Source organism: Microlunatus phosphovorus NM-1 (genome assembly GCF_000270245.1).
In the GTDB taxonomy this organism is placed as follows: Bacteria; Actinomycetota; Actinomycetes; order Propionibacteriales; family Propionibacteriaceae; genus Microlunatus; species Microlunatus phosphovorus.
Genome location: NC_015635.1, coordinates 3,195,806 through 3,219,167, shown reverse-complemented (window position 1 = coordinate 3,219,167; position 23,362 = coordinate 3,195,806). Strand labels below are relative to the sequence as shown.

Sequence of the window (23,362 nt, the reverse complement as noted above, 5' to 3'; positions counted from 1 at the left end):
CGCCCTCCACAAGGGAGAACGACCACCGCCGATGCTGCGTTCCCAGTCACCTGGGCTCAGCGATGCTGATGCTCCTCGTGCTCTTCGAGGGTCAGCTCCGGCATGATCTTCATCGAATTGCTCATCACCGCTGGGCCGCCACCGACGGCGCCGCCGCCGTAGACGATGTTGCCCCAGTTGTTGTAGGTGCCGAGCGTCGACAGATAGCCGTCACCATTGATGTCGGCCTTCACCTTCTTGGCCAGCTTGCCGTTGCACGTCCAGTCCAGGTTCTTGTCGGAGCGACCGCCGATCTTGAACGTGTAGTTGGGGCAGACCCACTGGGTGCGGTAGGGCTTGGCCAGCTTGCTGCGCAGCCCCTTCTTCTCGTTCAGGTTCGTCTCATTCAGGCTGGGCAGCTTGAACGATGAGTAGCCGAAGTACCTCGTGCCATTGGTGCGCATCACACCGCCGAGCTGGAACGAGTAGTTCATCACACTCAGGTAGTTGGGCTTGTAGTTGGAGTGATCGTTGCCGCCGTGCTTCTGGCCGAGTGCGTGACCGAACTCGTGCACGAAGGTGCCGACCCGCTGATCCGGGGTGCCGCCGCTGGGCCAGCGTCCCAGCGAGACCAGGAAGCTGTCACTCGGGATGGCAAAGGCATTGCCACTGCTGGTGCCGCCGTCGTAGCCGTTGCCCCAGATCATGTAGTAGAAGATCTTCGCCCGTGCCGTGGAGTCGAAGTTGGAGGCCTTGATGGCCTTGAACTGCGGCACGACCGGGTTCAGGTCGAAGTCGAAGGGCACCGGGTTGCCACCACCCAGGTTGTAGGCGGCACCGCGGGCAGCTCCGGCGTCCAGGTGCAGCCTGATGCCGGTCTGACCGTTCGGGTTCTTGGCCTGCGGCGCAGTGGCGAACACGTTCACGATCCGGTTGAGATCAGCGGCCGCAGGCAGCAGCGCGTCGCTCATGTAGTCCATCTCGACGAACAGGTCCTTGCGGAGCGGGTTGGCACCCATCGCAGGCAGATTCACATCGATGACGCCGTCACCGTTGTAGTCGTAGCCGTTGGCCTCCCAGCCGTCGAGCAGCTTGTCGCCGTCGGTGTCGGCCGTGCCCTTGACCCCGATCGAGAAGGCTTGGCCGACCCAGGCCAGGCAGTCGGGACCACCGGAGACGGTGATCTGAGCCGAGGTGTTACCGGGCTTGACCACGTTGACCAGGTTCACGGTGTCGGTGTCCCAGAGATTGCCCTGGGAGTAGCGGGGCGTCGGGCCGTCGGTGCCGTCCCAGTCGGCGGCGGCGATCGGGACCCCGTTGACGGTGCTCGCCGGCTCACCGGCCAACTGCCCGTCGCCGCCGATGAAGGTGGTCTTCACCGCGCCGACCGGGTTGGTGGCCGCGAAGCCGAACGGCACTGTCGTGGTGGCCGTGTCGTTGGTGACCATCGCGTAGCCGTTGGACAGGACCACCTTCGTGAGCGGGTAGGTGGACTTCTCGTACACCACAACGAGCGAGGCACCTTCGGCCAGCGGAGCCTTGCTGGTCACCCAGGGATCGGCCGCGTTCTTGATGCCGGAGGCGAAGCCCTTGAGCTTGAACGTCCCGTTGCCCTTGACCTTCTTGGTGACATTGGCGCGGTACGCGTACCCCTTGGGTCCGTCCGGCCAGCACGGCCCGTCGCCGGAGCCGACCTTGGTGCCGGTGATCTTCTTGCCGGCAAAGGTGCCCTTCTTGAACGCCGAACCCTCGCTCTTGCCGAGCACCGACCAGAGCAGGTAGGCGCCCTTGATCTTGGAGCCGCTCGGGATGCCGCTGATCTTGATCTTGCCGGAGCCGCGGTTACGGAGGCTGATGCCGCCCGCGACATAGCCGCCCTTCAACTGGTAGGTCTTGAATGCCTTGGGTGCGGTGCCACTGACCGCGGCCTTCACCGGACCGCCGGCTTCGCTGTCGACGGTGCCTGGACCGCCGGTTGTGGCAGGTGCTGGGTCGGCTGCTGCCGTCGGCGGCAGGCCACCCATGGTGCCGATCAGTGCGACGGCGGTCACTGCCGCCGCGACTGTGGCACCGAGTTTCGATCGAGTCCGTAGACGCCTCATGGCTCTCCTCATGGCTCATGGGAAACGGGCTTGGTTCCAGTGGAAGTAGAGCAGGATTCCGCGCGTCACGTACACGTTTCCAAGAATCAGTTCAGAAAGAATCGGCTGCCAAAAATATGCTCATCGAGCGCGAGGTGCGTGCAAATCTAACGAGACCGTTCGGTCAGCTCTCTCGAGGCTGTTCAGTCAGTGGCCAGCCGTGCGCGATGAGCTTGTCGCGGACACGGTCGACGTCCTCATCGCGGGGGAGTTCATCGGTGAATTTGATGATCACAGCGCCGATGTCGATGTGGTCGACCGGAAGCTCACCAGCCGCGATGAGCTCCCGGGCCACCTGCTGGACCTCGTCATTGCTGAGCCGCCGGGCAAGGACGGCCAGCAGTGGGATGTAGTCGCTTTCCGGGATCCCTTCGGGATAGCCGGCGCGCAGCCACGTCACGATCGAGCCGAGGAAGCCAGGTAACGCCATCTGGGTGAGTTTAGTCGGCTCGTTCAGTGGAAGAGCTGCTTGCCGAAGATGATCACCACGATGCCGAACAGCACGGCCAGGATGGTGACGGCGAAGCAGATCCCCGCGCCGATCTTGCCGCTGGTGCTGGCGACGGTGCCGTCAGCGCTGGCCGTGGTGACACCTGCCGGAGCCGGCACTCGGCCGCGTTCCAACGACCGCATGCCGAGGGAGAACAGGGCGGGCAGGCCGGCACCGAGCAGGAGCCCGACGGCGATGACCTGCCACAGAGCGTTGACGGTCTTCATGACGATGTCCATGGGTCAGTTCCTCTCCGCGCCGGCGGGAACCTTGGCGGTCTCCTGAGCGACATCCTGCTGCTCGGTGACAGCCAGGCCGCCCTCCCACTCGGCGTTGACGTTGTTTGGGTTGATCGCGGTCCGGCGCGAGCGGCTGAACATCCACGCCGCCGCGGCGACCAGGATGGCGAACACGACGCCGATGCCGACTGCGCCGCCGATGACGCTGGCGAGATACCAGCAGAGGGCGCCCACGATGGCTGCTGCGGGCAGGGTGGTCACCCAGGCGACCACCATCCGGCCGGCGACACCCCAGCGGACCTCGGCACCTCGCTTGCCGACCCCGGAGCCCAGGATCGAACCGGTCGCCACGTGGGTGGTCGAGAGCGCCATGCCCAGGTGGCTGGAGGACAGGATGATCGCGGCAGAGGCGGTCTCGGCGGCCATGCCCTGCGGGGAGTGGATCTCCACCAGGCCCTTGCCGAGGGTGCGGATCACTCGCCAGCCACCGATGTAGGTGCCGGCCGCGATCGCGAAGGCACACGCCGCCTTCACCCAGAACGGAATGGCGTGGGTGTCGGTCCAACTGCCGTACGCGATCAACGCCAGGGTGATGACGCCCATGGTCTTCTGTGCGTCATTGGTGCCGTGCGCCAGTGAGACCAGCGAAGCGGAGCCGATCTGGCCCCAGCGGAAACCAGCGTCGCGCCGGCTCTCCGGGATCTTGGCCACCAGCCGGTAGACGGTCCAGGTGCCGATGCCGGCGACGAGGCCGGCGACCAGCGGGGCGAAGAAGGCCGGGATGAGAATCGAGGTGATCACGCCATCCCACTTGACGCCGCTGAGGCCGAGGGAGGCGATGGCCGACCCGATCAGGCCGCCGAACAAGGCGTGCGAGGAGGAGGAGGGCAGGCCCAGCAGCCAGGTGGTGAGGTTCCACAAGATGCCGCCGACCAGGCCCGCGAAGACGATGGTGAGGATCGGTGTCCCCATCAGAGCCTCGATCGGGACGCCGCTGCTGTCTTGGATGGAGACGACCTTGTTACTGACGGTCAAGGCGACCTCGATCGAGAGGAAGGCCCCGACCAGGTTCAGGATGGCGGAGAGGGCAACGGCTGCCTTGGGCTTCAGCGCACCGGTGGCGATGGAGGTGGCCATCGCGTTTCCGGTGTCGTGGAAGCCGTTGGTGAAGTCGAATGCCAGGGCGGTCACGATGACCACCACCAGGATGAAAAGAGCTTCGGTCACGCGACCATCGTGGGGTTCCGAAACCGGTCAAATCCACCTGGAACGGCCCCCGGGCGGCGGATTCACGAACAGTTCATCTCGCTCGCCCGGAGGCGTTACTCACGCTCGGAGAACAGTTCACCCAAGGGCTGCCGAGACGACCTCGCGGGCTGCCTGCTGCACCTCGGCGAGGTGATCGGCGCCGCGGAACGACTCGGCATAGATCTTGTAGACATCCTCGGTGCCCGACGGCCGGGCAGCGAACCAGGCGGACTCCGTGGTGACCTTCAGTCCGCCGATCGGGGCACCGTTGCCGGGGGCGTTGGTGAGCTTGGCGGTGATCGGCTCGCCGGCCAACTCGGTGGCGGTGACCGCCGACGGATCGAGCTTGGCCAGCTTGGCCTTCTGCTCCCGGTTGGCCGGGGCGTCGACCCGGGCGTACGCGGGCGATCCGTGCCGGGCGGTCAGCTCCGCGTAGTGCTCGCTGGGTGACTCGCCGGTCACGGCCTTGATCTCGCTGGCCAGCAGGGCGAGCAGGATGCCGTCCTTGTCAGTGGTCCAGGTCGTGCCCTGCAGGGTGAGGAACGAGGCGCCCGCGGACTCCTCGCCACCGAAACCGATCTCGCCGGTGCGCAGACCGGGCACGAACCACTTGAAGCCGACCGGCACCTCGATCAGCTGTCGGCCGAGGTCGGTGGCCACCCGGTTGATCATCGAGGAGGAGACCAGGGTCTTGCCGATGCCGGCGGCCGGGTTCCAGCCGTCGCGGTGGGCGTACAAGTACTGGATCGCTACCGCCAGATAGTGGTTGGGGTTCATCAGCCCGGCATCGGGGGTGACGATGCCGTGCCGGTCGGCGTCGGCGTCGTTGCCGGTGGCGATGTCGTACGCGTCCTTGTTCTTGATCAGGCTGGCCATCGCGTTCGGTGAGGAGCAGTCCATCCGGATCTTGCCGTCGGTGTCCAGGGTCATGAACGACCACTGCGGGTCGACGCGCGGGTTGACCACGGTCAGATCCATCCCGAGGTGTTCGGCAATGTAGGCCCAGTACTGCACGCTGGCGCCGCCGAGGGGATCGGCCCCGATGTGCACGCCCGCCTCCCGGATGGCATCCAGGTTGAGGGCGTTGACCAGGTCGTTGCAGTAGTTGCCGAGATAGTCGAACCGGGTCACCTCCGGATAGGCGCGCTCGAACGGGATCCGCTGCACACCGGACATGTCGGCGAGCAGCTGGTTGGCCCGGGCTGCGATCCAGGAGGTGGCATCGGTGTCGGCCGGGCCGCCGTGCGGGGGGTTGTACTTGAAGCCGCCGTCCCGAGGCGGGTTGTGGGAGGGAGTCACCACGATGCCGTCGGCCTCGGGATCGCTGCTGGACCTGGTGGCGTTGTGCACCACGATCGCCCGCGACACCGCCGGGGTCGGGGTGTAGTCGGTCTGGGCCTCCGACAGCACGCTGACTCCGTTGGCGACCAGCACCTCGATGGCGGTCTTCCACGCCGGCAGGGACAGCGCGTGGGTGTCCTTGCCGATGTAGAGCGGCCCGGTAATGCCCTGACCAGCGCGATATTCCACGATTGCCTGGGTGGTGGCGGCGATGTGGTTCTCGTTGAACGCGGTGTCGAGGCTGGAGCCACGATGGCCGGAGGTGCCGAAGCTGACCTGCTGGTCAGGATTGTCGGGATCGGGTACCAGGTCGTAGTAGGCGCCCAGGACGGCGTCGACGTCGATCAGGTCTTCAGGGAGGGCCGGCTGGCCGGCGCGGGGATGAGCCATAGGGGTCATTCTGCCCATGACTGGTCGGCTGGTGTCACCGCCCTTGCGACCTTTGGAAAGATGGCCCCCATGAGCACGTCCAGCTTCAGTCGTCATGGTGCCGTCGATCTCTCCCAGCTTGCGCAGAAGGCCAAGCAGTCCGCTTCGTCCGGGCGTCCTGCGAGTGCGGGGCTCGGGTCTGGCGCAGGCGGGTCCAGGGACGGCGGTTCGTATGTGGTGGAGCTGACCGAGCAGACTTTCGAGACCCAGGCGATCCGCCCGTCGATGCAGCACCCGGTGATCGTGGAGATCTACTCCGCGGGCCGGGGCACGCCGGCGACCCAGGAGCTCTCCGATGCCCTGATCTCGCTTGCCAACTCATCGGGTGGCAAGTTCCTGCTGGCCCGGTTGAACGCCGATACGGCACCGCAGATCGTGCAGGCCCTCGGCCTGCGGGCGCTGCCGACGGTGATCGCTCTGATCGGGGGCCAACTGGCACCGTTGTTCGAAGGCGCGATCCCGGGTGATCAGGTGTCTCAGGTGATCGACTCGGTGCTCCAGGCCGCGGTCACCAACGGCATCGTCGGGCGTGCTGAACCAGTCGGTGGGGCTGGCGACGGGGTCGCTGCTGGAGGTGAGGAAGAGGTCGGGCCCGATCCGCGATTCGCCGAAGCGGATGCGGCACTCGAACGGGGTGATTTCGCCGGGGCTGTCGAGGAGTTCGACAAGCTGCTCCAGGCGAACCCGAGCGACACCGAGGCCAAGGTGGGCAAGGCGCAGGCCGGGCTGCTGGCTCGGGCGTCCGCGCTCGACGCACAGGTGGTCATGTTGGCCGCTTCGAGCCCCACGGCACCTGTTGCGGTTCACCTGGACGCCGCCGACCTGGAGCTCACCTCCGGCCGCGTCGAAGACGCCTTCGCCCGCTTGATCGGACAGGTCAAGACCCGTACGGGTGCCGAGCGCGACCAGGTACGTGTCCGGCTGCTCGAGCTCTTCGAGACCCTCGGCAACGCCGACCCCCGGGTGCTCAAGGCGCGCCGGGACCTGATGACCGCCCTGTTCTGAGGGGTGTTCGCCTGCTGGCCCCAGCTCACGTCCGCTTGGGTACGTGATGCCGAGCCCGCGTCCCTCGAAAAGGCGCAGTTACAGGTGATTTCGCACGATTTGGGTGTAACTGCTCCTTTTCGGCGCAGGCATCTCCTTTTCGAGGGCGAATCCGGGTCAGGCGGGTAGGCCGAGCCATCCTTCGGGTTTGTCGATGGTCCAGCGGTCTCGTGTGCGGTCCCGGCGTAGCCCGTCCTCCTGTGCCGCACTGATTCGCTCGGTGAGCTTGCGCTGATAGTGGGTCAGATCATCCTTCTCGACACGGACCACCACCAGCCCGGCGCGTTCGAGCCGCTCCTCGCGCTCGTTGTCCTCCCGATGCTGGGCCCGATCGCGATGGCCGGCGGTTCGCTCCGCTCGCCATGTTGCACCGTCGTACTCCATCGCCAGCCCAGCCTCGAGATCGAGCAGATCCGGGATGCCCAGCAATCGCCCCTCGGGATCGAAGACCGGCCGGTTCACCTCGAGATCGACCAGTCCGAGCTGCTGGCCGGCGAACATCCTCAGCCGGGACTCCCAGCTGCTTCGAGTCCCGGCCCGTGCCAGCCCGATGGCAGCTCTGGCTTGCCGCGCTCCGCGCCGGGGAGGCAGCTTCGCCCCTGCTCGCTGGAGCCGGTCATAGGTGAGCATCCGTGCCGCGAGGATCGCGTCGAGCGCGACGACTGCCTCGGTGAGGTCGGGCGCCAGCAAGGCCAGATCAAGGGCGGTGCGCAATGCCGTGGTCACCGGGATGCCCTCGAACACCTCGCCGCGCGGGATCAGGGTGCTCTGTCGATAGCTGATGCCGCTCGTCGTCCGGCGTCGTTGGCCAGGTGGCAGCAGCACTGGGATCGGCAGCTTGGCCATGGTGTGATCGTCCAAACCGTCGAGCCTGTCGACACCATGCACGTACGCCGCCGCCCAACCGGCGATCCAGGCACCCTCGGGCAGCCCGGCGACGACATCGGTGATGCGTTGCGCGGTTGTGGGCAGCGCGCCGCCGCGGCGGTAGCCGTAGGTGGTCGGTTCGAACCCCGGCCCCACCAGCGTCCCCCGGGGGACACCGCGACGGATCCACTCGGCGATGGATGCGGCCGGCCGGCAACTGCTGCGCTCGACTGAGAAGCTGCTCATGCACGGGAGCGTCGCACCCGTCAACCCCTCCTGGGGAGTTATCCACAGGCCCATCGAAAAGGCGCAGTTGCAGGTGAATCGGCGGGTTTGACCTGTAACTGCTCCTAGTCGGTGAACGGAAGGGCGGTATGTGTGGGGAGAAGCGCGGGCGAGAGTCAGTTCGCGGAGCGTGGGGCGTACATGATCAGTGCCACGCCGACCAGGCAGACCAAGGCGCCCGCAATGTCCCAGCGGTCGGGGCGGAAACCGTCGGCCACCATGCCCCAGACGAGGGAGCCGGCGACGAAGACCCCGCCGTACGCGGCCAGGATGCGGCCGAAGTGCGCGTCCGGTTGAAGGGTGGCGACGAAGCCGTAGAGACCCAGGGCGATCACTCCGGCGCCGATCCAGATCCAGCCGCGATGCTCGCGGACGCCCTGCCAGACCAGCCAGGCACCGCCGATCTCGGCGATGGCAGCGAGGACGAACAGGCCGATCGAGCGCAGGATCTCCATGCGCCCGGATTTTACGGAAGCGCGGAGAACTCGCCCCTCAACGTGGCGACACGCCGGTGAGCTGACCCCGATGTCCCAGCGAGAGGTGAGTTTCCCGCACTTCCCCCAGTGAGGCGGCTGTTTTCTCACCTCCCTTGGGTAGCGGGGAGTTCAGGTCACCGGCCGGTTGCGATAGCGGCCGACCAGCTCCGGCGCGGCGGCCTGCATCCGAACGGGTGGTAGTCCGCGGGCGAGTTGGCGCAGATCGTCGACCACCATGTCGCCGATCTGCTGGAACGCCTGGGGGATCCCGCCGGCGCGGTGGCCGGAGAAGACCAGGTTGTCGAGCCGTCGGTACGGATCGTCGGCGGGCACCGGCTCCAGAGGCCAGACATCAACCCCGGCCAAGATTCGGCCGGCGACCTGCTCGGCCCACAACGCGTCATAGTCCACGACTGCCGCGCGGCTGACCAGCACCAGCCGAGCGTTGTCGGACAGCATGGCCAGCTCGCCGGCACCGAGCAGGTGCTCACTGTCAGCGGTCACCGTGGCCAGCATGAACACCACCTGACTGCGGCGCAGCAGTTCCTCCAGCGACGCCGGCACCAGACCCCAATCGGCCAGCGCTCGGTCCGGCAGCCACGGGTCGTACACCCGCAGGTCGACGTCGAATGCGTCCAGCAGCGGCCGCAACGCGCGGCCGAGATTCCCGTACCCGATCAACCCGACCCGCGCACCACGCAACAAGATCGCGTCCGTGTTGCCGGCCGAGACATACCGCTCGGTGCCGGATCGGAACGCCCGGTCTTCGCGACTGATCCCGCGGCACAGGTCGAGCGCCAGGCCGAGGGCGAACTCGGCGACGGCCTGCGCGTACGCCGGTCCGCAGCCCAGCACGTGGATGCCCCGGGCGAAGGCCGCCGGGTAGTCGACATTGGGGAAGAAGTTCCCCTCGACATTGCAGATCGCTCGCAGTCTGGTGGCCCGGGCGAGCCGTGCGGCAGGCAGCTCGGGTTGGCCGATGATCGCGAACGCCTCGGGCAGGGCCGCCTCGAACGATGCCGGATCATCGTCGTCTTCCAGATCCACCACTCGGAACGACGACTCCAGCTCCATCCGAGCCGACGCGGTGAAGATCCGTTCGCTCCGCTGCGGGGCGGGCTGCAGGATCACCAGCGGCCGGTCGTCGGCGGTGGAGTCTTGGCTCGTCGAGGAGGACATAGGGATCAGCCAGCGGTGCCGTAGGCCGCCAGATACGCGTCTCGGTCCTGCTCGGTGATCTCCCGGACCACCTTGCACGGTACGCCGGCCGCCACCACGTCCGGGGGGATGTCGCGGGTCACAATGCTGCCGGCACCGATCACCGAACGGGCTCCGATGGTCACCCCGGGGCCAACCACCACATGGGCGCCGAGCCAGGCGCCCTCCTCGATCGTGATGGGCTCGGCGTACTCGTACATGTCTCCGGTTCGTTGCACGAAGTCGATCGGATGGCTCGCGGTCGCGATGGTGACCCGCGGCCCGAACAGCACCATGTCGCCAATCGTCACCGGGGCACAGTCGAGGATCGACAGGTCGTAGTTGGCGAAGATGCCGTTGCCGAAGGTGATCTGGTTGCCGTAGTCGCAGCGGAACGGCGGCTCGATCCAGATCATCTCGCCGGCAGACTTCAGCAGCCCGCGCAACAGCCTGTCCCGGGTGGCCTCGTCATCGGGATGCGTGGTGTTGTACTCGTGCAGGATGCGCTTGGTCGCCGCGCGTGCCTCGGTTAGCTCGGGGTCGGTGGATCGGTATGACCGCCCCGCGACCATTCGCTGCCATTGGGTGGGCTCGTCGGTGCTCATCGGCACTCCAATCGTGTCGTCATCCAGGTTGTCGGTCGCAAGGACCCCGGCCGCGCCAGGTTATCGATCGGTCAGGAAGATGCCCGACCGAGTCCGGCCTCACGGGCTCGGATGATCGCCGCCGAGCGATCCCGGGCCTGGAGCTTGGCCAAGATCGCCGAGACGTTGTTGCGTACGGTCTTCGGAGACAGATAGAGGCGCGCGGCGATATCGGGGTTGGACAGCCCGGCCGCTACCAGGTCCAAGATCTCGCGCTCCCGATCGCTCAGCTGGGGAAAGGCCTCCGGTGCCCTCGCGCTCGGTCCGGTGGCGAAGACCCGGGCGATCCGTTGCGCCAGCGAGGCGCCGAAGACCACCCCGCCGTTGTGCACGGTGCGGATAGCCTGGATCACCTCCTCGGCATCGGCACCCTTGAGCAGATAGCCGCGAGCCCCGGCGGTGACGGCGGTGAACACCGTGGACTCGTCCTCGCCCATGGTGATCACCAGTACGCCGGTGTGGGGCAGCTCGGCCAGCACCTGGCGAGTCGCCTCGATGCCGTTCAGCCGAGGCATCTGCAGGTCCATGATCACCACATCGGGTTGGGTGACGCGGGCTTGCTCGACGGCTTCGATGCCGTCCGCGGCCCGGGCGACGACCTCAATGCCTGGCAGCGGCTCCAGCAAGGAGGCGAGACCGTCGCGATAGACCGGATGATCGTCGGCGATGAGCACGGTGATCGTCTCGCCAGTCACGGCATCCCTCCGATGGGCAACTCGACGCAGATCTTGGTTCCGCCCTCAGGTGGGCAGGTGACGGCGGTGCTGCCACCGAGCTCCCCAGCCCGCTCCCGCAGTGAGAGCAAACCCACGCCGGCGGTTCGCGCCGACGATATCCCGATCCCGTCGTCGCTGACCTCGACGATCAGCCGGTCCGGCCCGGCGACGAGACGGACCCGGGCCGACGATGCCTGGGCGTGCCGGGTGATGTTGGTGAGACTCTCGGCGATGATCCTGTACGCCGCCACCTCCACGGCGGCCGGCAGGTCCTCCAACCCCGTCGCCTCGACCTCGACCCGCAGTCCCTCGGAACGGAGCAGGTCAGCCTGCTGCTCGACGGCCGCGAGCAGACCGAGATCGTCCAGCGCGGGCGGCCGAAGCCCGTGGACCAACCGACGTACCTCGGTCACCGCCGCGGACAGATCCGTCCGGGAGGTTGCGATCAACTCCTTGGCCCGCACCGGATCGGGATCAACCGCCTGCGAGGCGGCCGCCAGCCGCAGCCCGACCCCGCCGAGCAGCGGGCCGAGACCGTCGTGCAGGTCGCGCCGGATCCGCCGGCGATCCTCTTCCCGAGCCAGCACCAGCCGTTCCCGGCTCGCCTGCAGCTCGGTTGCCAGGGTCGCCAGCCGGACAGCGATCGCGGCTTGGCGGACGACATCGAGCAGCAGCGCCTGGTCGGCGCGGGTGAGCAGCCCGCGCAGCCCGCCGCGGTCGGCCAGCAGCAGCCGGCCCACGCTCTGCTCGGAATAGGCGATCGGCAGCTCGGTGACCCGCTCCGGGCGTTCGCCGTGCTCGGCCATCAGCCGGCCGCCATCGGGCTGCAGCACCTCCACGGCGACGTACGGGAGCTTGAACGAGTCGGCCACGGCGGCGATCAGGGCGGGCAGCTGATCTGCCACCGAGCCCGAGGTCTCCAGTCGAGCGGCGAGGTCGGAGACCACCTGATAGCGATCACTCCGCCGGCCCAGGATCAGGCGTCGCACTCGTGCCCAGATCAGGTTACGCAGCGGGATATAGAGCAGCATCGCCAGCGGCAGGACCGTGATCGTGACGTCGCGCTGGTTCAGTTGATCGCCGAACAGCCGACTGACGGCTGTGACGACCACCAGGTCGACCCCGATGACGATGCCCGCGACCGCGCCCCAGGCAACGGTGTCGGCGACGAGACCGTCGACGTCGTAGCGATCAGGCTCGCAGATGCCGATCACGACCGAGATCGACGTCACCGCCACGGCGACGAACAGGGCACCGCTCGCCAGCACGCTGGCCGGTGCCAGAACGCCGATGATGGTCAGGAAGAGGCAGACGATCCCCGCCCACAGCAGCCAACGGAGTTGGCGGCGCTCCACACCGACTGCGCGGCGGTGCCGTACGACGGCGAGCAGCAGCGCCGGAGACACTGCCGCGATGGTGATCAGCCGGGTGATCACCAGCAGCGGAAACCCGACGGAGGCCGGGATCGGCACGCTCAGCAGATCCGGGTCCGGGATCGGCGGTGCGGGCATACCCAGCTCCAACACGCTGGCGGGGGTGAGCATCAGTGTCACCGGCAGCAGCGCCGACGCGACCACCGTCCCGACGGCGAGGATGCGCCAACGACCGGTGATCAATCGGCCCGTCGGATAGAGGACGAGCAGCAGCGGCAATCCCATCAGCAGGAAGGCGCCGGCCCTGGCCACGAACCAGTACGCGAATCCGGTGCCTGGCAGCACGTCGTCCGGGGGAGTGCCGTACGGCGCGGTGATCCCGACGGCGTACCACGCCTCCAGCAGACCGTCGACCGCCCACAGCAGGCCGAAACCGACCAGGACGTAGCCGACCCGGTGACCCGGGCGGCGCGACAGCACCACGGCACCGCAGCCGGTCATGATCGCGCCGAGTGGTGCGGTCGGGCTGATCAGCTCCAGACCGCCGCCGGCGCGTAGCACCAGGATTGTGGCGACCACGGTGGCGAGCGCACAGCCGACCGCCAGCGTCAGCCAGACGGCGGGCCAGGGTCCAAGCGTGCGCATCTGGCGATTATTGCCGCCGCCGCGTCCCGCGGTCAGGGGACGCGCGTCCCGATCGGACGGGACATTTCCGCCCGGCACGAAGGTGACTCCGCACCCTGGGCGCCGGGTCGAGCGGCCCAGCAGTCTTCACCTCATCGGGCCGGCAGCAGAGTCGGCCCCGACATTCGGAGGCATCATCATGACCCTGTCCCAGACACCCGCTCCGGCTCGCTCCGACCTGGTGGTCGACGTGCCGGCCCCAGGCGCTGTCGCTGCTCGGCCCTTCCTCAAGCACGGCGCGCTGCTCAGCGTCGGCGCGGTGGCCTGGGCGGCGGCGATCGCGGTGATCGGGCTCGACCCGCAGACCGCGGCCGGCGAGGCGGCGTACTCGCTCGGCTCCGGTCTCTTCCAGCTCGGCGTGCTCGCCCTGCTGCGGGTGTTGTGGCGGACCAACGCCTTGGGCAGTGGCAAGGTGGCCAAGGCGGCGATCCTGATCGAGACCGGATTGTTGACGCTGGCCATCGGCTCGACGATTGCCGACGGGGTCGGAGTCAGCGACCTGACCCAGCCCGGCTGGGCCTTGTTGGATGCCTTCTGGCCCTTCTCGATGCTCGGCATGTTCTTCATCGGCATCCGGATCGCCGTTGCCGGCCGCTGGACCGGCGCTGCTCGCTTCTGGCCGATGATCGCCGAGAGCTGGGCCGTGGTCACCATCCCGACGCTGATGATCTTCGGTCCGTCTGTGGCTGCCGCGGTCGCTCCGCTGCACCTGCTGATCGGGTACGCGACCCTGGGCATCCTGGTGGCCCGCAAGAGCGCCTGATCTGGAGGAGGTGGCGTATGTCTTTGGCCCGGCGGGTCACGAACACACGCGAGCACGATCCGGCGATGGCCAGTATCGGCACCATCCTGACTATGGAGCTGGACGGCCATCACGAGAAGTAGGTAACGGTCCTAGTCACCGCACGATTTGGCACCAGAAACTACTTCTCGAATGCTCCCCCGGCGGGCCGATGGGCAATTGGCGTCCACGGATGGAAGTTGCCGGCGGCGCGGGCCCTCCGATCAAGGGAAAGTCGCCCATGGATGGAAATTGCCGTCCCGAGGTGGCGAGATCTGGCGCCTCTCGCACCCGAAGTAGCTCGACCGCCTATGTAGGGCGCCCATCCTCGAGGTACGCGGTCTCGAAACCGGCGGGCCTGCTGGTCAGCTCCATCGCCACACTCAGCCGGCGGTGGGAGAGGGGCGTCACCAGGCCGGCGGCTTGGTCCAGGGTGACGAGTTCGACTCGCTTGATCTCGTTGGGTTGCAGGGAGAAGGTGGCCAGTTGGGTCTCGGTCACGATGCCGCCGTCGAAGATGAGCTCGACGGCGTCTTCCCAGCCGAGGTAGGGCGGCATCCAGTCGGCGACCAACAGCCGGCCCACCGCGCGATCGACTCCGAGTTCCTCACGGACCTCGCGGATGGCGCCGGTGCGGGGCGGCTCGCCCGGCTCCACGATGCCGCCGGGTAGCTCCCAGTCGGTCTTGAACGCGGTGTCGCACAACAGGATCCGCCCGAACTCGTCGCGGATCAGTACGTGGGCGATCAGCCGTTTCCTGGGCAGCACCGTGTTCATCACGCTGGAGAAGCCGTGTGGGCCACCGACCAGGTCCTCGGCCAGCCGGGCATAGAGCATCAGATCGTCATAGCTCCCGTCCGATCGCGAGATGACGGCACGCCGCACCCCTTCGAGCCGGAAACCTGAGCGGACGAACGCCCGGCGAGCCCATTGGTCGGCAGCTGGCACCGCCACCTCGATCCGGCGGACTCCGCTGGCCAGCGCCTGCTCGGTGATCGCCGTCGCCGCAGACTGCAGGGTCGCCAGATCCAGTCCAGCATCCCAGTTGAGGACGGCGATACCGGCGCCGCCGTCGCTCAGCCGTACCGGATCGCTCACCACCGCCACCTCGCGGACTCCGACTCCAGGACCCCCAGCGAACTTGGGGTTCCCGGGAACAAGCTGAGCGATTCTGCCGGGACATCCCGGCAGAATCGCTCAGCTTCTGCGGTCCACAGTTCAACGTGCCGGCGGCACTGAGGCCCGAGCGTTCTGAGGCACGACCCTGGTCTGATATCCGGCCGGGAGACGGGCTCCAGGCCGGCCGGCGACATGACGAACTCGAACGATGACGCGCCGGGGCCGGAGTTGTTGCTCACGACCGGGCCAACATAGCGAACTGCGACCTCACGGACTGCGACGGCTGAACCGGACTTCACGCCTCCGGCGGTGGGGTGGTCTTCTTCGCCGCAGACTTCCGAGTGGTCGTCTTCTTCGTAGCGGTCGACTTGGCAGGAGTCTTCTTGGTGGTCGCCTTCTTCGCCGCCGCGGCCGAGCTGGTCTTCCGCGCCGCCGCCTTGGCAGGAGTCTTCTTGGCAGGAGACTTCCTGGCCGGCGTCTTCTTCGCGGGTGTCGCCGACCCTTCGTCTCCGGTGTCGGCCAGTTCCTCCCCGGCCAGTTCCTCCTCGGCCGGCTCCACGGCCGCGGGCTCGCGCCTTCTCGGCGAAGCCTGCTTGGCCGCTGCCCGCGTACCGGCCTCGACCTTCTCCGGCTCGTCGGACTCCTCGGTCGGGGTCGGCTGGAACAGCAGCCACACCGCACCGAGCGGCGGGATGGTCACATTGGCCGACGCCGGGAACCCGTTGGAGGGCACCGGATGGGCGATCACCTGGCCGAGGTTGCCGATCTTGCCGGTGCCGTCATAGACCGCGGCATCGGTGTTCATGATCTCCACCCAGGCCCCTTCGGCCGGCAGCCCGACGCGATAGTCCGGCCGGGGGTCGGCGGAGAAGTTGGTGATGCAGGCGATCATCTGGCCGTCGCCGTCGAAGCGCACCCAGGAGAACACGTTCCCGCCGGCGTCGTCGGCGTTGATCCACCGGAAGCCGGCCGGATCCGTGTCCAGGGCATACAGCGCCGGATGCGCCTTGTAGACGGTGTTCAGGTCCTTGACCAGGCGCTGCACACCGCGGTGACCCCAGTGGGCGCTCTCGTCCCAGTCGAGACTGCGGGTCTCGGCGAACTCCCGCCGCTGGCCGAACTCGGTGCCCATGAAGAGCAGCTTCTTGCCCGGATGCGCCCACATGAAGGCATAGAACGCCCGCATCGTGCCGAACTTGCGCCACTCGTCCTGCGGCGCCCGTTCGAACATCGAGCCCTTGCCGTGCACGACCTCGTCGTGGCTGATCGGCAGCACGAAGTTCTCCGAGTACGCGTACGCCATCGCGAACGTCATCTCGTGGTGGTGATACTGCCGGTAGAGCGGGTCTCGCCCGTAGTAGCGGAGCGAGTCGTTCATCCAGCCCATGTTCCATTTGAAGCCGAATCCCAGGCCGCCGTCGTCGACCGCTCGGGTGACTCCGGGCCATGAGGTCGACTCTTCGGCGACCATCATGATCCCGGGCTTGCGCCGGTAGTTGTGCGCGTTCACCGTCTGCAACAGCTCGACGGCCTCGAGGTTCTCGTTGCCGCCGAACTTGTTCGGCACCCACTGGCCGGCTTCGCGGGAGTAGTCCAGATAGAGCATCGAGGCGACCGCGTCGATCCGCAACCCGTCGATGTGGAACTCGTCCAGCCAGTAGTAGGCGTTGGAGACCAGGAAGCTCTTCACCTCGTTGCGGCCGAAGTTGAAGATGTAGGAGCCCCAGTCGGGATGCCAGCCCAGCCGCGGATCCTCGTGCTCGAACAGGGCAGTGCCGTCGAAGCGCTGCAGCGCCCACGGATCGGTGGCGAAGTGACCCGGGACCCAGTCGACCAGCACCCCGATGCCGGCCTTGTGCAGCTCGTCGACCAGGTAGCGGAACTCGTCGGGGGAGCCGAACCGGGAGATCGGCGCGTAGTAGCCGGTGACGTGATAGCCCCAGGACCCGTCGAACGGGTGCTCGGCGACCGGCATCAGCTCGACGTGGGTGTAGCCCTGCCAGGACACGTACTCCACCAGCTGCCGAGCGAGCTCGACATAGGTGAGGCCCTTGCGCCACGAGCCCAGATGCACCTCGTAGATGCTGACCGGCTCCTCGTACTGCTTCTTCTGGCCCCGGAACCACAGCCACTGGTCGTCGCCCCACTCGTACTGGGACTCGTACACGATCGAGGCGTTGTGCGGCGGCGCCTCGCAGAACCGGGCGAACGGATCCGCCTTCAGCCGCCAGACACCATCGGCCCCGAGCACCTCGAACTTGTAGAGCGTGCCGGTCCCGACGCCCTCGACGAACAGCGACCAGACCCCGGAACCCGGCACCAGCTGCATCGGCGAGGACTCGTCGTTCCAGTAGTTGAAGTCGCCCGCCAGCCGCACCGCCTGGGCATTCGGCGCCCAGACCGAGAACCGGGTGCCCGAGATCTCGCCCCGCTCGGAATCGGTCACCGTGATCTCGTGCGCACCGAGCCGGCGCCAGGCCTCGGTGTCATGCCCCTGATGGAACCCGGTCAGGTCCCAACCGGTCAGCTCACCGCCGGGGTCGAATGCCATCGTGGTCTCCTTCATTAGCGATGGTGCGGATCGCACCTAGGGGGATCGCTGTCCAGTCGGGACGGTTGCGCACCTCGTAGACGAGCTCGTAGACCGCTTTGTCCGCTTCGTACGCCCGCAGGATCGCCTGTTCGTCCAGGCCGGGCAGTCCGCCAGCGTACGCGGTCAGGAACGCCTCCCGTGCGGAGGCGAGCCAGCGTGCCGCGCCGGGACCGGGCACGGTCGCGGCGGCGTAGTCGAACGATCGCAGCATGCCGGCCACGTCTCGCCAGGGGGAATCCAGCGCGACCCGCTCCGCCATCGACTTGGCCGGCTCGCCCTCGAAGTCGATGATCCGCCACCCGTGCGGGGTCTTCAGCGTCTGGCCGAGATGGAAGTCGCCGTGTACGCGCTGCGTCGCGAGGGTGGTTGCCCCGAGCTGGGCGAAGGCGGACTCCAGCCCGGGCGTGAGCTCGGTGAGCACCGGCGCCACGTCGGCGGCGACAGTGAGCCGGGTGCGCATCAGCGACTCGGTCGTCCGGCCGTCGATCTCGGCGGTCGGGAACGCTCCGCGCAGGGCGTGGTGGATCTGCGCCAGCGCGGTGCCCAGGGCTGCGGCGTCCTCGCTGAAGTCACCGGCGGTCCGCAGGGAGTCCAGGGCCAGCCCCCAGCCGTCCTCGGCGGACGCGAGCTTCTCCACCGCCATTGCCAGGTCGGCCTCCACCGGCGTCCCGTCCTGCAGCCAGTGAGCATGAATCCAGCCGTAGAGCCGGGCGACATCGCGTACGCCGGCCCGGCCGAGGGCATCGTGCACCTCGATATCGAGATTGGCTCCCAGCTCGATCCGGCGGAAGAACTTGATCATCGCCTGATCGCCGAACATCACCGAGGTATTGGATTGCTGGCCGGTGAACGGCTGGGCGACCGCGTCCGGCGCCAGTTCCGAGATGTCCGTGCGGTGAAAGGAGATCTCACTGTCTCGATACCGGGTCTGATGTCCGTCGAGGAGCATCTGCCACAGCAGCGCACAGGCCGCCGGGTCCTGGGTGGCGTCGTAGCCGATCACCGGTCCCAGCTCGGCTACCGTGCGTCGGCCGAGTTCGGCGTGCAGCAGACCTGGCACCGGAGCTCGGTGATAGGCGACCATCAGCTGATAGAGCTCGTAGGGCCACGGCTGGGTCCCAGCCGCGGCCGGCTGCGAGTCCTGGGTCGGCGGCGAATCCTCGGACGGCTGCAAGTCGTGGGTGGGGGGATCCTCGGCAGGCGGGTAGTCGACCCGGACGATCTCCACCCGGACCGCCGGCCAGGTGGAGCTGTCGGTGAGCCAGGGCAGCGGTGTCACCGAGCCGATCTCGGCCCGGCGTCCTTTGCCGGCGAACCAGCGTGCCTGCGCCAGGTGGCGGAGCAGCTGGTCGGCGCTCTCGGGATCCATCAGCCCCGCCGGTACGGCGATCCGCCCTGCTTCACGACCGTGAGCACGTGCGCCGGGTCGTCGAAGGTGAGTCGGACGAAGGCGCGCTGCCCCCAGCGCCAGGACTGGCCGGTGATCTCATCGTGGACCAGGAACACATCGCCCGGGCTCATCCCGAGCGCCTCCATGTCGAGGATGATCTCGGACTCCACGATCGCCGTCGGGTCGAGACTGCAGATGGTGAGCACCACGTCGTCGCCGGACTTCTTGGAGAAGGCCAGCACGTGACTGTGCGGCGCGTGATGGAAGGTGAGATCTCGCAGCTGCTGCAGCGCCGGGTGCTCGCGACGGATCTGGTTGAGCCTGCCGAGCAGCAGATTGAGGTTCTCCCCACTGGCCTCCGCGCCGGCCCAGTCACGTGGCCGGTATTCGAACTTCTCCGAGTTCAGATACTCCTCGCGGCCACGGGCCAGCACCTCGTTCTCGAACAGCTCGTAGCCGGCGTAGACGCCCCACGTCGGTGACAGGGTCGCTGCCAGCACGGCGCGGATGGTGAAAGCCGGCTTGCCGCCCCATTGCAGGAAGGTCGGCAAGATGTCGGGGGTGTTGACGAAGAAGTTCGGCCGGAAGAACGCGTCGGTCTCGGTGGTGAGCTCGCGCAGGTACTCCTCGATCTCCCACTTCTCGTTGCGCCAGGTGAAGTAGGTGTAGCTCTGGTGGAAGCCGATCTTGCCGAGCATGTGCATCATCGATGGCTTGGTGAACGCCTCGGCCAGGAACAGCACGTCCGGATCGGTCTTGCGCACCTCGGCGAACAGCCAGGCCCAGAACTCGACCGGCTTGGTGTGTGGATTGTCCACTCGGAAGATTCGCACGCCGTGTGACATCCACAGTCGCACGACCTCCAGCCAGGCGGCGCGGATGCCGTCCCGGTCGTTGTCGAAATTGAAGTTGTAGATGTCTTGATACTTCTTCGGCGGATTCTCCGCGTACGCGATCGAGCCGTCGGCCCGCTTGCTGAACCATTCCGGATGTTCCTTCACCCAGGGATGGTCGGGTGAGGCGTTCAGCGCCAGATCGAGCGCGATCTCCACGCCCAGCTCGTTGGCTCGGGCGACGAACCGGTCGAAGGCGTCGAAGTCGCCGAGGTCCGGGTGGATCGCGTCGTGGCCGCCCTCGACGTTGCCGATCGCCCACGGCGACCCGGGGTCATGGGGGCCCGGCTGCAAAGTGTTGTTGGCACCCTTGCGGAATGCGGTGCCGATCGGGTGGATGGGCGGCAGGTAGACCACATCGAAGCCCATGGCAGCTGCCGCCTCGAGCCGGCTGTGCGAGGTGTCGAAGGTGCCGGACACCCACTCGCCGTTCTCCTTGCGGTAAGCACCCTCCGAGCGCGGGAAGAACTCGTACCACGAGGAGAAGAGCGCCTTCCGACGGTCGACGAAGATCGGATAGTCCGGGGTGGGGGAGACCAGCTCGCGCGGTCCGTAGGTCACCATGGCGGCGCGAACCTCGGGCGCCAACGCGACGTGCAGACGGTCCTCGACCTGATGCGGCGCCGCGAGTCCGTCGGCCGCGCCGGACAGGATGGCGGCGGTCTCGTGGTCGTCGGCCTCGCGGGCCCGCAGGGCGGCACCATGGAACAGTGCGGTGCCCTCGGTGATCATCAAGGAGACGTCGATGCCGGCCGGGATCTTGATCTCGGCGTTGTGCACCCAGGTCTCCCAGGGGTCGCTCCAGCCCTCGACTCGGAAGGTCCACGCACCCTCGGTCTCGAGGGTCACGTACGTATGCCACCAGTCGAAGCCGAGGGGGGTGGTCGGCTCCATCCGGACCTCGGTCTCGACTCCGGACGGGTTGGTCACGATCACGGAGGCGTTGACGGCGTCGTGGCCCTCGCGGAAGACCGTGGCGCGGATCTCGAACTCCTCGCCGACCACGGCCTTGGCCGGATAGGCGCCGCCCTCGATCACCGGCGACACCTTCGTCACCGGAATGCGGCGGATCTCGGCGCCGAGGCCGGACGGCGCACCGGGGGAGGTGGGGTGGGCCGAATCACCGGGGGAGGTGGGGTGGGCTGAATCAGAGGGGGCGGGGGTTTGGGTCGCCGCTGCGTCTGTCACGAGCCCAGCCTATCGTCAGTCGACCCGGAGGACTATCTCCTCAGTCGACCTGGAGAACGACGACGCTGCGGCCGGGGATCCACAGGCGGCTGCCCGCCGGGATCTTGTCGTCCAGTAGCTCGTCATATCGGCCGGTGTGAGCCACCACGGTGTAGGTGGTGGCCCAGTCTCCTTCGGGCAGGGTGACCTGCACCGGCTCGGAGCCGCGGTGCAGCCAGATCAAGAAGGCGTCGTCGGCCTCGCGGTCGGTCTCGTCGTCGGCCAGATACATGCCGAGCGTCGCGCGGTGCGGGTCATGCCAGTCCTCATGGGTCATCTCGTGCTCCCCGCCGCCGAACCAGGCCAGGTTCTTGCGGCCGGTGGGGTTGCCGGCGCTGTCCAGCACGGGCTCGCCATGCCGGTAGCGAGACCGCCGGAAGACCCGGTGCTCGGCTCGGAGTCTCAGCAACCGGCGGGTGAGGTCGAACAGGTCTGCCCACTCGTCGCCTGTGTCCCAGTGCAGCCACGCCAGCGGCGAATCCTGGCAGTAGGCGTTGTTGTTGCCCAACTGGGTGCGGCCCTGCTCGTCGCCGGCGGTGATCATCGGCACGCCGGTGGACAAGATCATGGTCGCGAGCATGTTGCCGGCCTGGCGGTGCCGCAGTGCGTTGATCACCGGATCGTCGGTGTCACCTTCGACCCCGCAGTTCCAGGACCGGTTGTCGTCGGTGCCGTCCCGGTTCGACTCGCCGTTCGCCCCGTTGTGCTTGACGTTGTAGGTGACCAGGTCACGCAGCGTGAAGCCGTCGTGGGCGGTGATGAAGTTGATGCTGGCGGTGGTGCAACGCCCGTGGTGGTTGAAGATGTCGGGGGAGCCGGAGAGTCGTTTGCCCATCTCGGCGATGCCGTGGGTGTTCTCGCGCCAGAAGTCGCGGACGTAGTTGCGGAATTTGTCGTTCCACTCGCTCCAGGGCCGCCCGAACGCGCCCACCTGATAACCGTACGGACCCAGGTCCCACGGCTCGGCGATGATCTTGGCCTGGCTGAGCACCGGGTCGGTGCGCAGCAGTTGCTGGAACTGGTGGCGCAGGTCGACCTGGTGGTGCTCGTCGCGGATCAGCGTCGTCACCAGGTCGAAGCGAAAGCCGTCCACCCCCATCTCGGAGACCCAGTAGCGCAGCGAGTCGGCCACCAGTTGGAGCACTCCGGGCTGGGAGGTATCGACCGAGTTGCCGCAGCCGGTGACGTCGTAATCGGTGCGCAGATCGCCGGCCAGCCGGTAGTAGCCGGAGTGGTCGATGCCGCGGAAGGACAGGGTCGGGCCCTCGTGGCCGCCTTCGCCGGTGTGGTTGTAGACCACGTCCAGGATGACTTCGAGGCCGGCCTCATGGAAGGCCGAGACCATCTCCTTGAACTCAGTGACCTGCTGGCCGAGGGTGCCGACCGATCCGTACGCAGAGTGCGGTGCGAAGAAGCCGAGGGTGTTGTAGCCCCAGTAGTTCGACAGGCCGCGCTTGATCAGGAACGGTTCGGAGACGAACTGGTGCACCGGCAGCAGCTCCACCGAGGTGACTCCGAGCTCCTTGAGGTGCTCGATGACGGCGGGATAGGCCAGTCCGGCATAGGTGCCGCGCAGGTGCTCGGGGACCGCCGGGTGCAGCCGGGTGAAGCCCTTGACGTGCAACTCGTAGAGGACGGTGTCCGCCATCGGGATCGGGGCGGCCAGCGCGGTCGGCGGCGGGGTGTCGGCGACGACCACACCGAGCGGCACGGCGTTGAAGGAGTCGCGTTGATCAGGCTCATAGTCGGACTCGTCGGTGTGGTCCAGGATCGGCCCGCGGTAGTCGACCCCGCCCGTGATGGCCCGGGCGTACGGATCGAGGAGCAGCTTGGCCGGGTTGAACCGCGCGCCGGAGTGCGGGGCCCAGTCGCCGTGCACGCGGTAGCCGTACCGCTGGCCGGCCGTCACCCCGCTGAGGTGCCGGGTCCACACACCGTCATGCCCGCGGTGCAGGTCGTGGTTGGTCTGCTTCTTGTCGTCCCCGATCAGGACCAGTTCGACCCGGCTTGCCCGGGGTGCCCAAAGGCCGAAGCGCGCGCCGTCTCCGAGCAAGCGGGCACCCAGCCGGGACGAGTCCGCGGGGGGTGGCAGGATTGCCGGGGTGGGGCTCATATCGCTCGCTGCACCTCTGAGTTCTGGCGGTGAGTTCTGGGTTCTGGACGGTGAGATCCGCACGGCAGGGTCGTGCCGTCGGGTCGCAGGGCG

Annotated in this window: 18 protein-coding genes; 2 read left to right on the top strand and 16 right to left on the bottom strand. The window is 67.5% G+C overall.

The window, feature by feature from the left end; translation table 11 throughout:
- Window positions 1-56: 56 nt before the first annotated feature.
- The 5 genes from MLP_RS28020 to pgm form a co-directional block, all read right to left on the bottom strand.
- On the bottom strand, window positions 57-2,081 hold the full coding sequence (locus MLP_RS28020) for a hypothetical protein (RefSeq protein WP_013863869.1): 2,025 nt from the start codon (window positions 2,079-2,081) through the stop codon (window positions 57-59).
- Window positions 2,082-2,244: 163 nt separating this feature from the next.
- Window positions 2,245-2,550 (bottom strand): DUF3349 domain-containing protein, encoded by a 306-nt coding sequence (locus tag MLP_RS14425; RefSeq protein WP_013863868.1) that lies wholly within the window; start codon window positions 2,548-2,550, stop codon window positions 2,245-2,247.
- A 23-nt stretch (window positions 2,551-2,573) separates the two neighbouring features.
- Complete coding sequence (locus MLP_RS14420; protein WP_013863867.1) at window positions 2,574-2,849, bottom strand: hypothetical protein; 276 nt, start codon at window positions 2,847-2,849, stop codon at window positions 2,574-2,576.
- A 3-nt stretch (window positions 2,850-2,852) separates the two neighbouring features.
- Window positions 2,853-4,076: an inorganic phosphate transporter gene (locus tag MLP_RS14415; RefSeq protein WP_013863866.1), complete on the bottom strand. Its 1,224-nt coding sequence runs from the start codon at window positions 4,074-4,076 to the stop codon at window positions 2,853-2,855.
- A gap of 117 nt (window positions 4,077-4,193) precedes the next feature.
- On the bottom strand, window positions 4,194-5,828 hold the full coding sequence (gene pgm / locus MLP_RS14410) for a phosphoglucomutase (alpha-D-glucose-1,6-bisphosphate-dependent) (protein WP_013863865.1): 1,635 nt from the start codon (window positions 5,826-5,828) through the stop codon (window positions 4,194-4,196).
- A gap of 69 nt (window positions 5,829-5,897) precedes the next feature.
- Between pgm and MLP_RS14405 the strand changes: the two genes are divergently transcribed.
- On the top strand, window positions 5,898-6,872 hold the full coding sequence (locus MLP_RS14405; protein WP_013863864.1) for a tetratricopeptide repeat protein: 975 nt from the start codon (window positions 5,898-5,900) through the stop codon (window positions 6,870-6,872).
- A 156-nt stretch (window positions 6,873-7,028) separates the two neighbouring features.
- Here the strand turns inward: MLP_RS14405 and MLP_RS14400 are convergent, their stop codons facing one another.
- The 6 genes from MLP_RS14400 to MLP_RS14375 all read right to left on the bottom strand — a co-directional run bounded on the left by MLP_RS14400 (window position 7,029) and on the right by MLP_RS14375 (window position 13,114).
- On the bottom strand, window positions 7,029-8,024 hold the full coding sequence (locus MLP_RS14400; RefSeq protein ID WP_041790079.1) for a hypothetical protein: 996 nt from the start codon (window positions 8,022-8,024) through the stop codon (window positions 7,029-7,031).
- Between the two features lie 155 nt (window positions 8,025-8,179).
- A complete protein-coding gene (locus tag MLP_RS14395; RefSeq protein ID WP_013863862.1) occupies window positions 8,180-8,518 on the bottom strand; it encodes a YnfA family protein in 339 nt (112 codons plus the stop codon).
- A gap of 150 nt (window positions 8,519-8,668) precedes the next feature.
- The gene (locus MLP_RS14390; RefSeq protein WP_013863861.1) at window positions 8,669-9,718 is read right to left on the bottom strand and encodes an NAD(P)-dependent oxidoreductase; all 1,050 of its coding nucleotides are present in this window, start codon (window positions 9,716-9,718) and stop codon (window positions 8,669-8,671) included.
- A 5-nt stretch (window positions 9,719-9,723) separates the two neighbouring features.
- Entirely contained in the window at window positions 9,724-10,341 is a 618-nt protein-coding gene (locus tag MLP_RS14385) for a sugar O-acetyltransferase (RefSeq protein ID WP_041790077.1), read from the bottom strand.
- Between the two features lie 71 nt (window positions 10,342-10,412).
- Window positions 10,413-11,075 carry a response regulator transcription factor gene (locus MLP_RS14380; RefSeq protein ID WP_013863859.1) on the bottom strand — a complete coding sequence of 221 codons (663 nt, stop codon included), beginning with the start codon at window positions 11,073-11,075 and terminating at the stop codon, window positions 10,413-10,415.
- Window positions 11,072-13,114 carry a sensor histidine kinase gene (locus MLP_RS14375; protein WP_013863858.1) on the bottom strand — a complete coding sequence of 681 codons (2,043 nt, stop codon included), beginning with the start codon at window positions 13,112-13,114 and terminating at the stop codon, window positions 11,072-11,074. The genes MLP_RS14380 and MLP_RS14375 overlap by 4 nt, the downstream gene beginning before the upstream one ends.
- Before the next feature lie 178 nt (window positions 13,115-13,292).
- Here MLP_RS14375 and MLP_RS14370 point away from each other — a divergent pair, with 178 nt between their 5' ends.
- A complete protein-coding gene (locus tag MLP_RS14370; protein WP_013863857.1) occupies window positions 13,293-13,916 on the top strand; it encodes a hypothetical protein in 624 nt (207 codons plus the stop codon).
- A gap of 327 nt (window positions 13,917-14,243) precedes the next feature.
- Here MLP_RS14370 and MLP_RS14365 read toward each other — a convergent pair whose 3' ends face one another.
- The 5 genes from MLP_RS14365 to glgX form a co-directional block, all read right to left on the bottom strand.
- The gene (locus MLP_RS14365) at window positions 14,244-15,032 is read right to left on the bottom strand and encodes an NUDIX hydrolase (RefSeq protein WP_083844026.1); all 789 of its coding nucleotides are present in this window, start codon (window positions 15,030-15,032) and stop codon (window positions 14,244-14,246) included.
- A 316-nt stretch (window positions 15,033-15,348) separates the two neighbouring features.
- On the bottom strand, window positions 15,349-17,604 hold the full coding sequence (gene glgB / locus MLP_RS14360; RefSeq protein ID WP_013863855.1) for a 1,4-alpha-glucan branching protein GlgB: 2,256 nt from the start codon (window positions 17,602-17,604) through the stop codon (window positions 15,349-15,351).
- On the bottom strand, window positions 17,582-19,015 hold the full coding sequence (locus MLP_RS14355) for a maltokinase N-terminal cap-like domain-containing protein (RefSeq protein WP_013863854.1): 1,434 nt from the start codon (window positions 19,013-19,015) through the stop codon (window positions 17,582-17,584). Before MLP_RS14355 ends, glgB begins: the two co-directional genes overlap by 23 nt.
- Entirely contained in the window at window positions 19,015-21,117 is a 2,103-nt protein-coding gene (locus MLP_RS14350; RefSeq protein WP_013863853.1) for an alpha-1,4-glucan--maltose-1-phosphate maltosyltransferase, read from the bottom strand. The genes MLP_RS14355 and MLP_RS14350 overlap by 1 nt, the downstream gene beginning before the upstream one ends.
- A gap of 40 nt (window positions 21,118-21,157) precedes the next feature.
- Window positions 21,158-23,269 carry a glycogen debranching protein GlgX gene (gene glgX / locus MLP_RS14345; protein WP_013863852.1) on the bottom strand — a complete coding sequence of 704 codons (2,112 nt, stop codon included), beginning with the start codon at window positions 23,267-23,269 and terminating at the stop codon, window positions 21,158-21,160.
- Window positions 23,270-23,362 lie beyond the last annotated feature (93 nt).

Excerpts from the sequence above, each read along its gene's own strand:
- MLP_RS28020 (WP_013863869.1), bottom strand. The coding sequence starts at position 2,081 with ATGAGGCGTCTACGGACTCGATCGAAACTCGGTGCCACAGTCGCGGCG.
- MLP_RS14425 (WP_013863868.1), bottom strand. The coding sequence starts at position 2,550 with ATGGCGTTACCTGGCTTCCTCGGCTCGATCGTGACGTGGCTGCGCGCC.
- MLP_RS14420 (WP_013863867.1), bottom strand. The coding sequence starts at position 2,849 with ATGGACATCGTCATGAAGACCGTCAACGCTCTGTGGCAGGTCATCGCC.
- pgm (WP_013863865.1), bottom strand. The coding sequence starts at position 5,828 with ATGGCTCATCCCCGCGCCGGCCAGCCGGCCCTCCCTGAAGACCTGATC.
- MLP_RS14405 (WP_013863864.1), top strand. The coding sequence starts at position 5,898 with ATGAGCACGTCCAGCTTCAGTCGTCATGGTGCCGTCGATCTCTCCCAG.
- MLP_RS14400 (WP_041790079.1), bottom strand. The coding sequence starts at position 8,024 with ATGAGCAGCTTCTCAGTCGAGCGCAGCAGTTGCCGGCCGGCCGCATCC.
- MLP_RS14395 (WP_013863862.1), bottom strand. The coding sequence starts at position 8,518 with ATGGAGATCCTGCGCTCGATCGGCCTGTTCGTCCTCGCTGCCATCGCC.
- MLP_RS14390 (WP_013863861.1), bottom strand. The coding sequence starts at position 9,718 with ATGTCCTCCTCGACGAGCCAAGACTCCACCGCCGACGACCGGCCGCTG.
- MLP_RS14385 (WP_041790077.1), bottom strand. The coding sequence starts at position 10,341 with ATGAGCACCGACGAGCCCACCCAATGGCAGCGAATGGTCGCGGGGCGG.
- MLP_RS14375 (WP_013863858.1), bottom strand. The coding sequence starts at position 13,114 with ATGCGCACGCTTGGACCCTGGCCCGCCGTCTGGCTGACGCTGGCGGTC.
- MLP_RS14370 (WP_013863857.1), top strand. The coding sequence starts at position 13,293 with ATGACCCTGTCCCAGACACCCGCTCCGGCTCGCTCCGACCTGGTGGTC.
- glgB (WP_013863855.1), bottom strand. The coding sequence starts at position 17,604 with ATGGCATTCGACCCCGGCGGTGAGCTGACCGGTTGGGACCTGACCGGG.
- MLP_RS14355 (WP_013863854.1), bottom strand. The coding sequence starts at position 19,015 with ATGGATCCCGAGAGCGCCGACCAGCTGCTCCGCCACCTGGCGCAGGCA.
- glgX (WP_013863852.1), bottom strand. The coding sequence starts at position 23,269 with ATGAGCCCCACCCCGGCAATCCTGCCACCCCCCGCGGACTCGTCCCGG.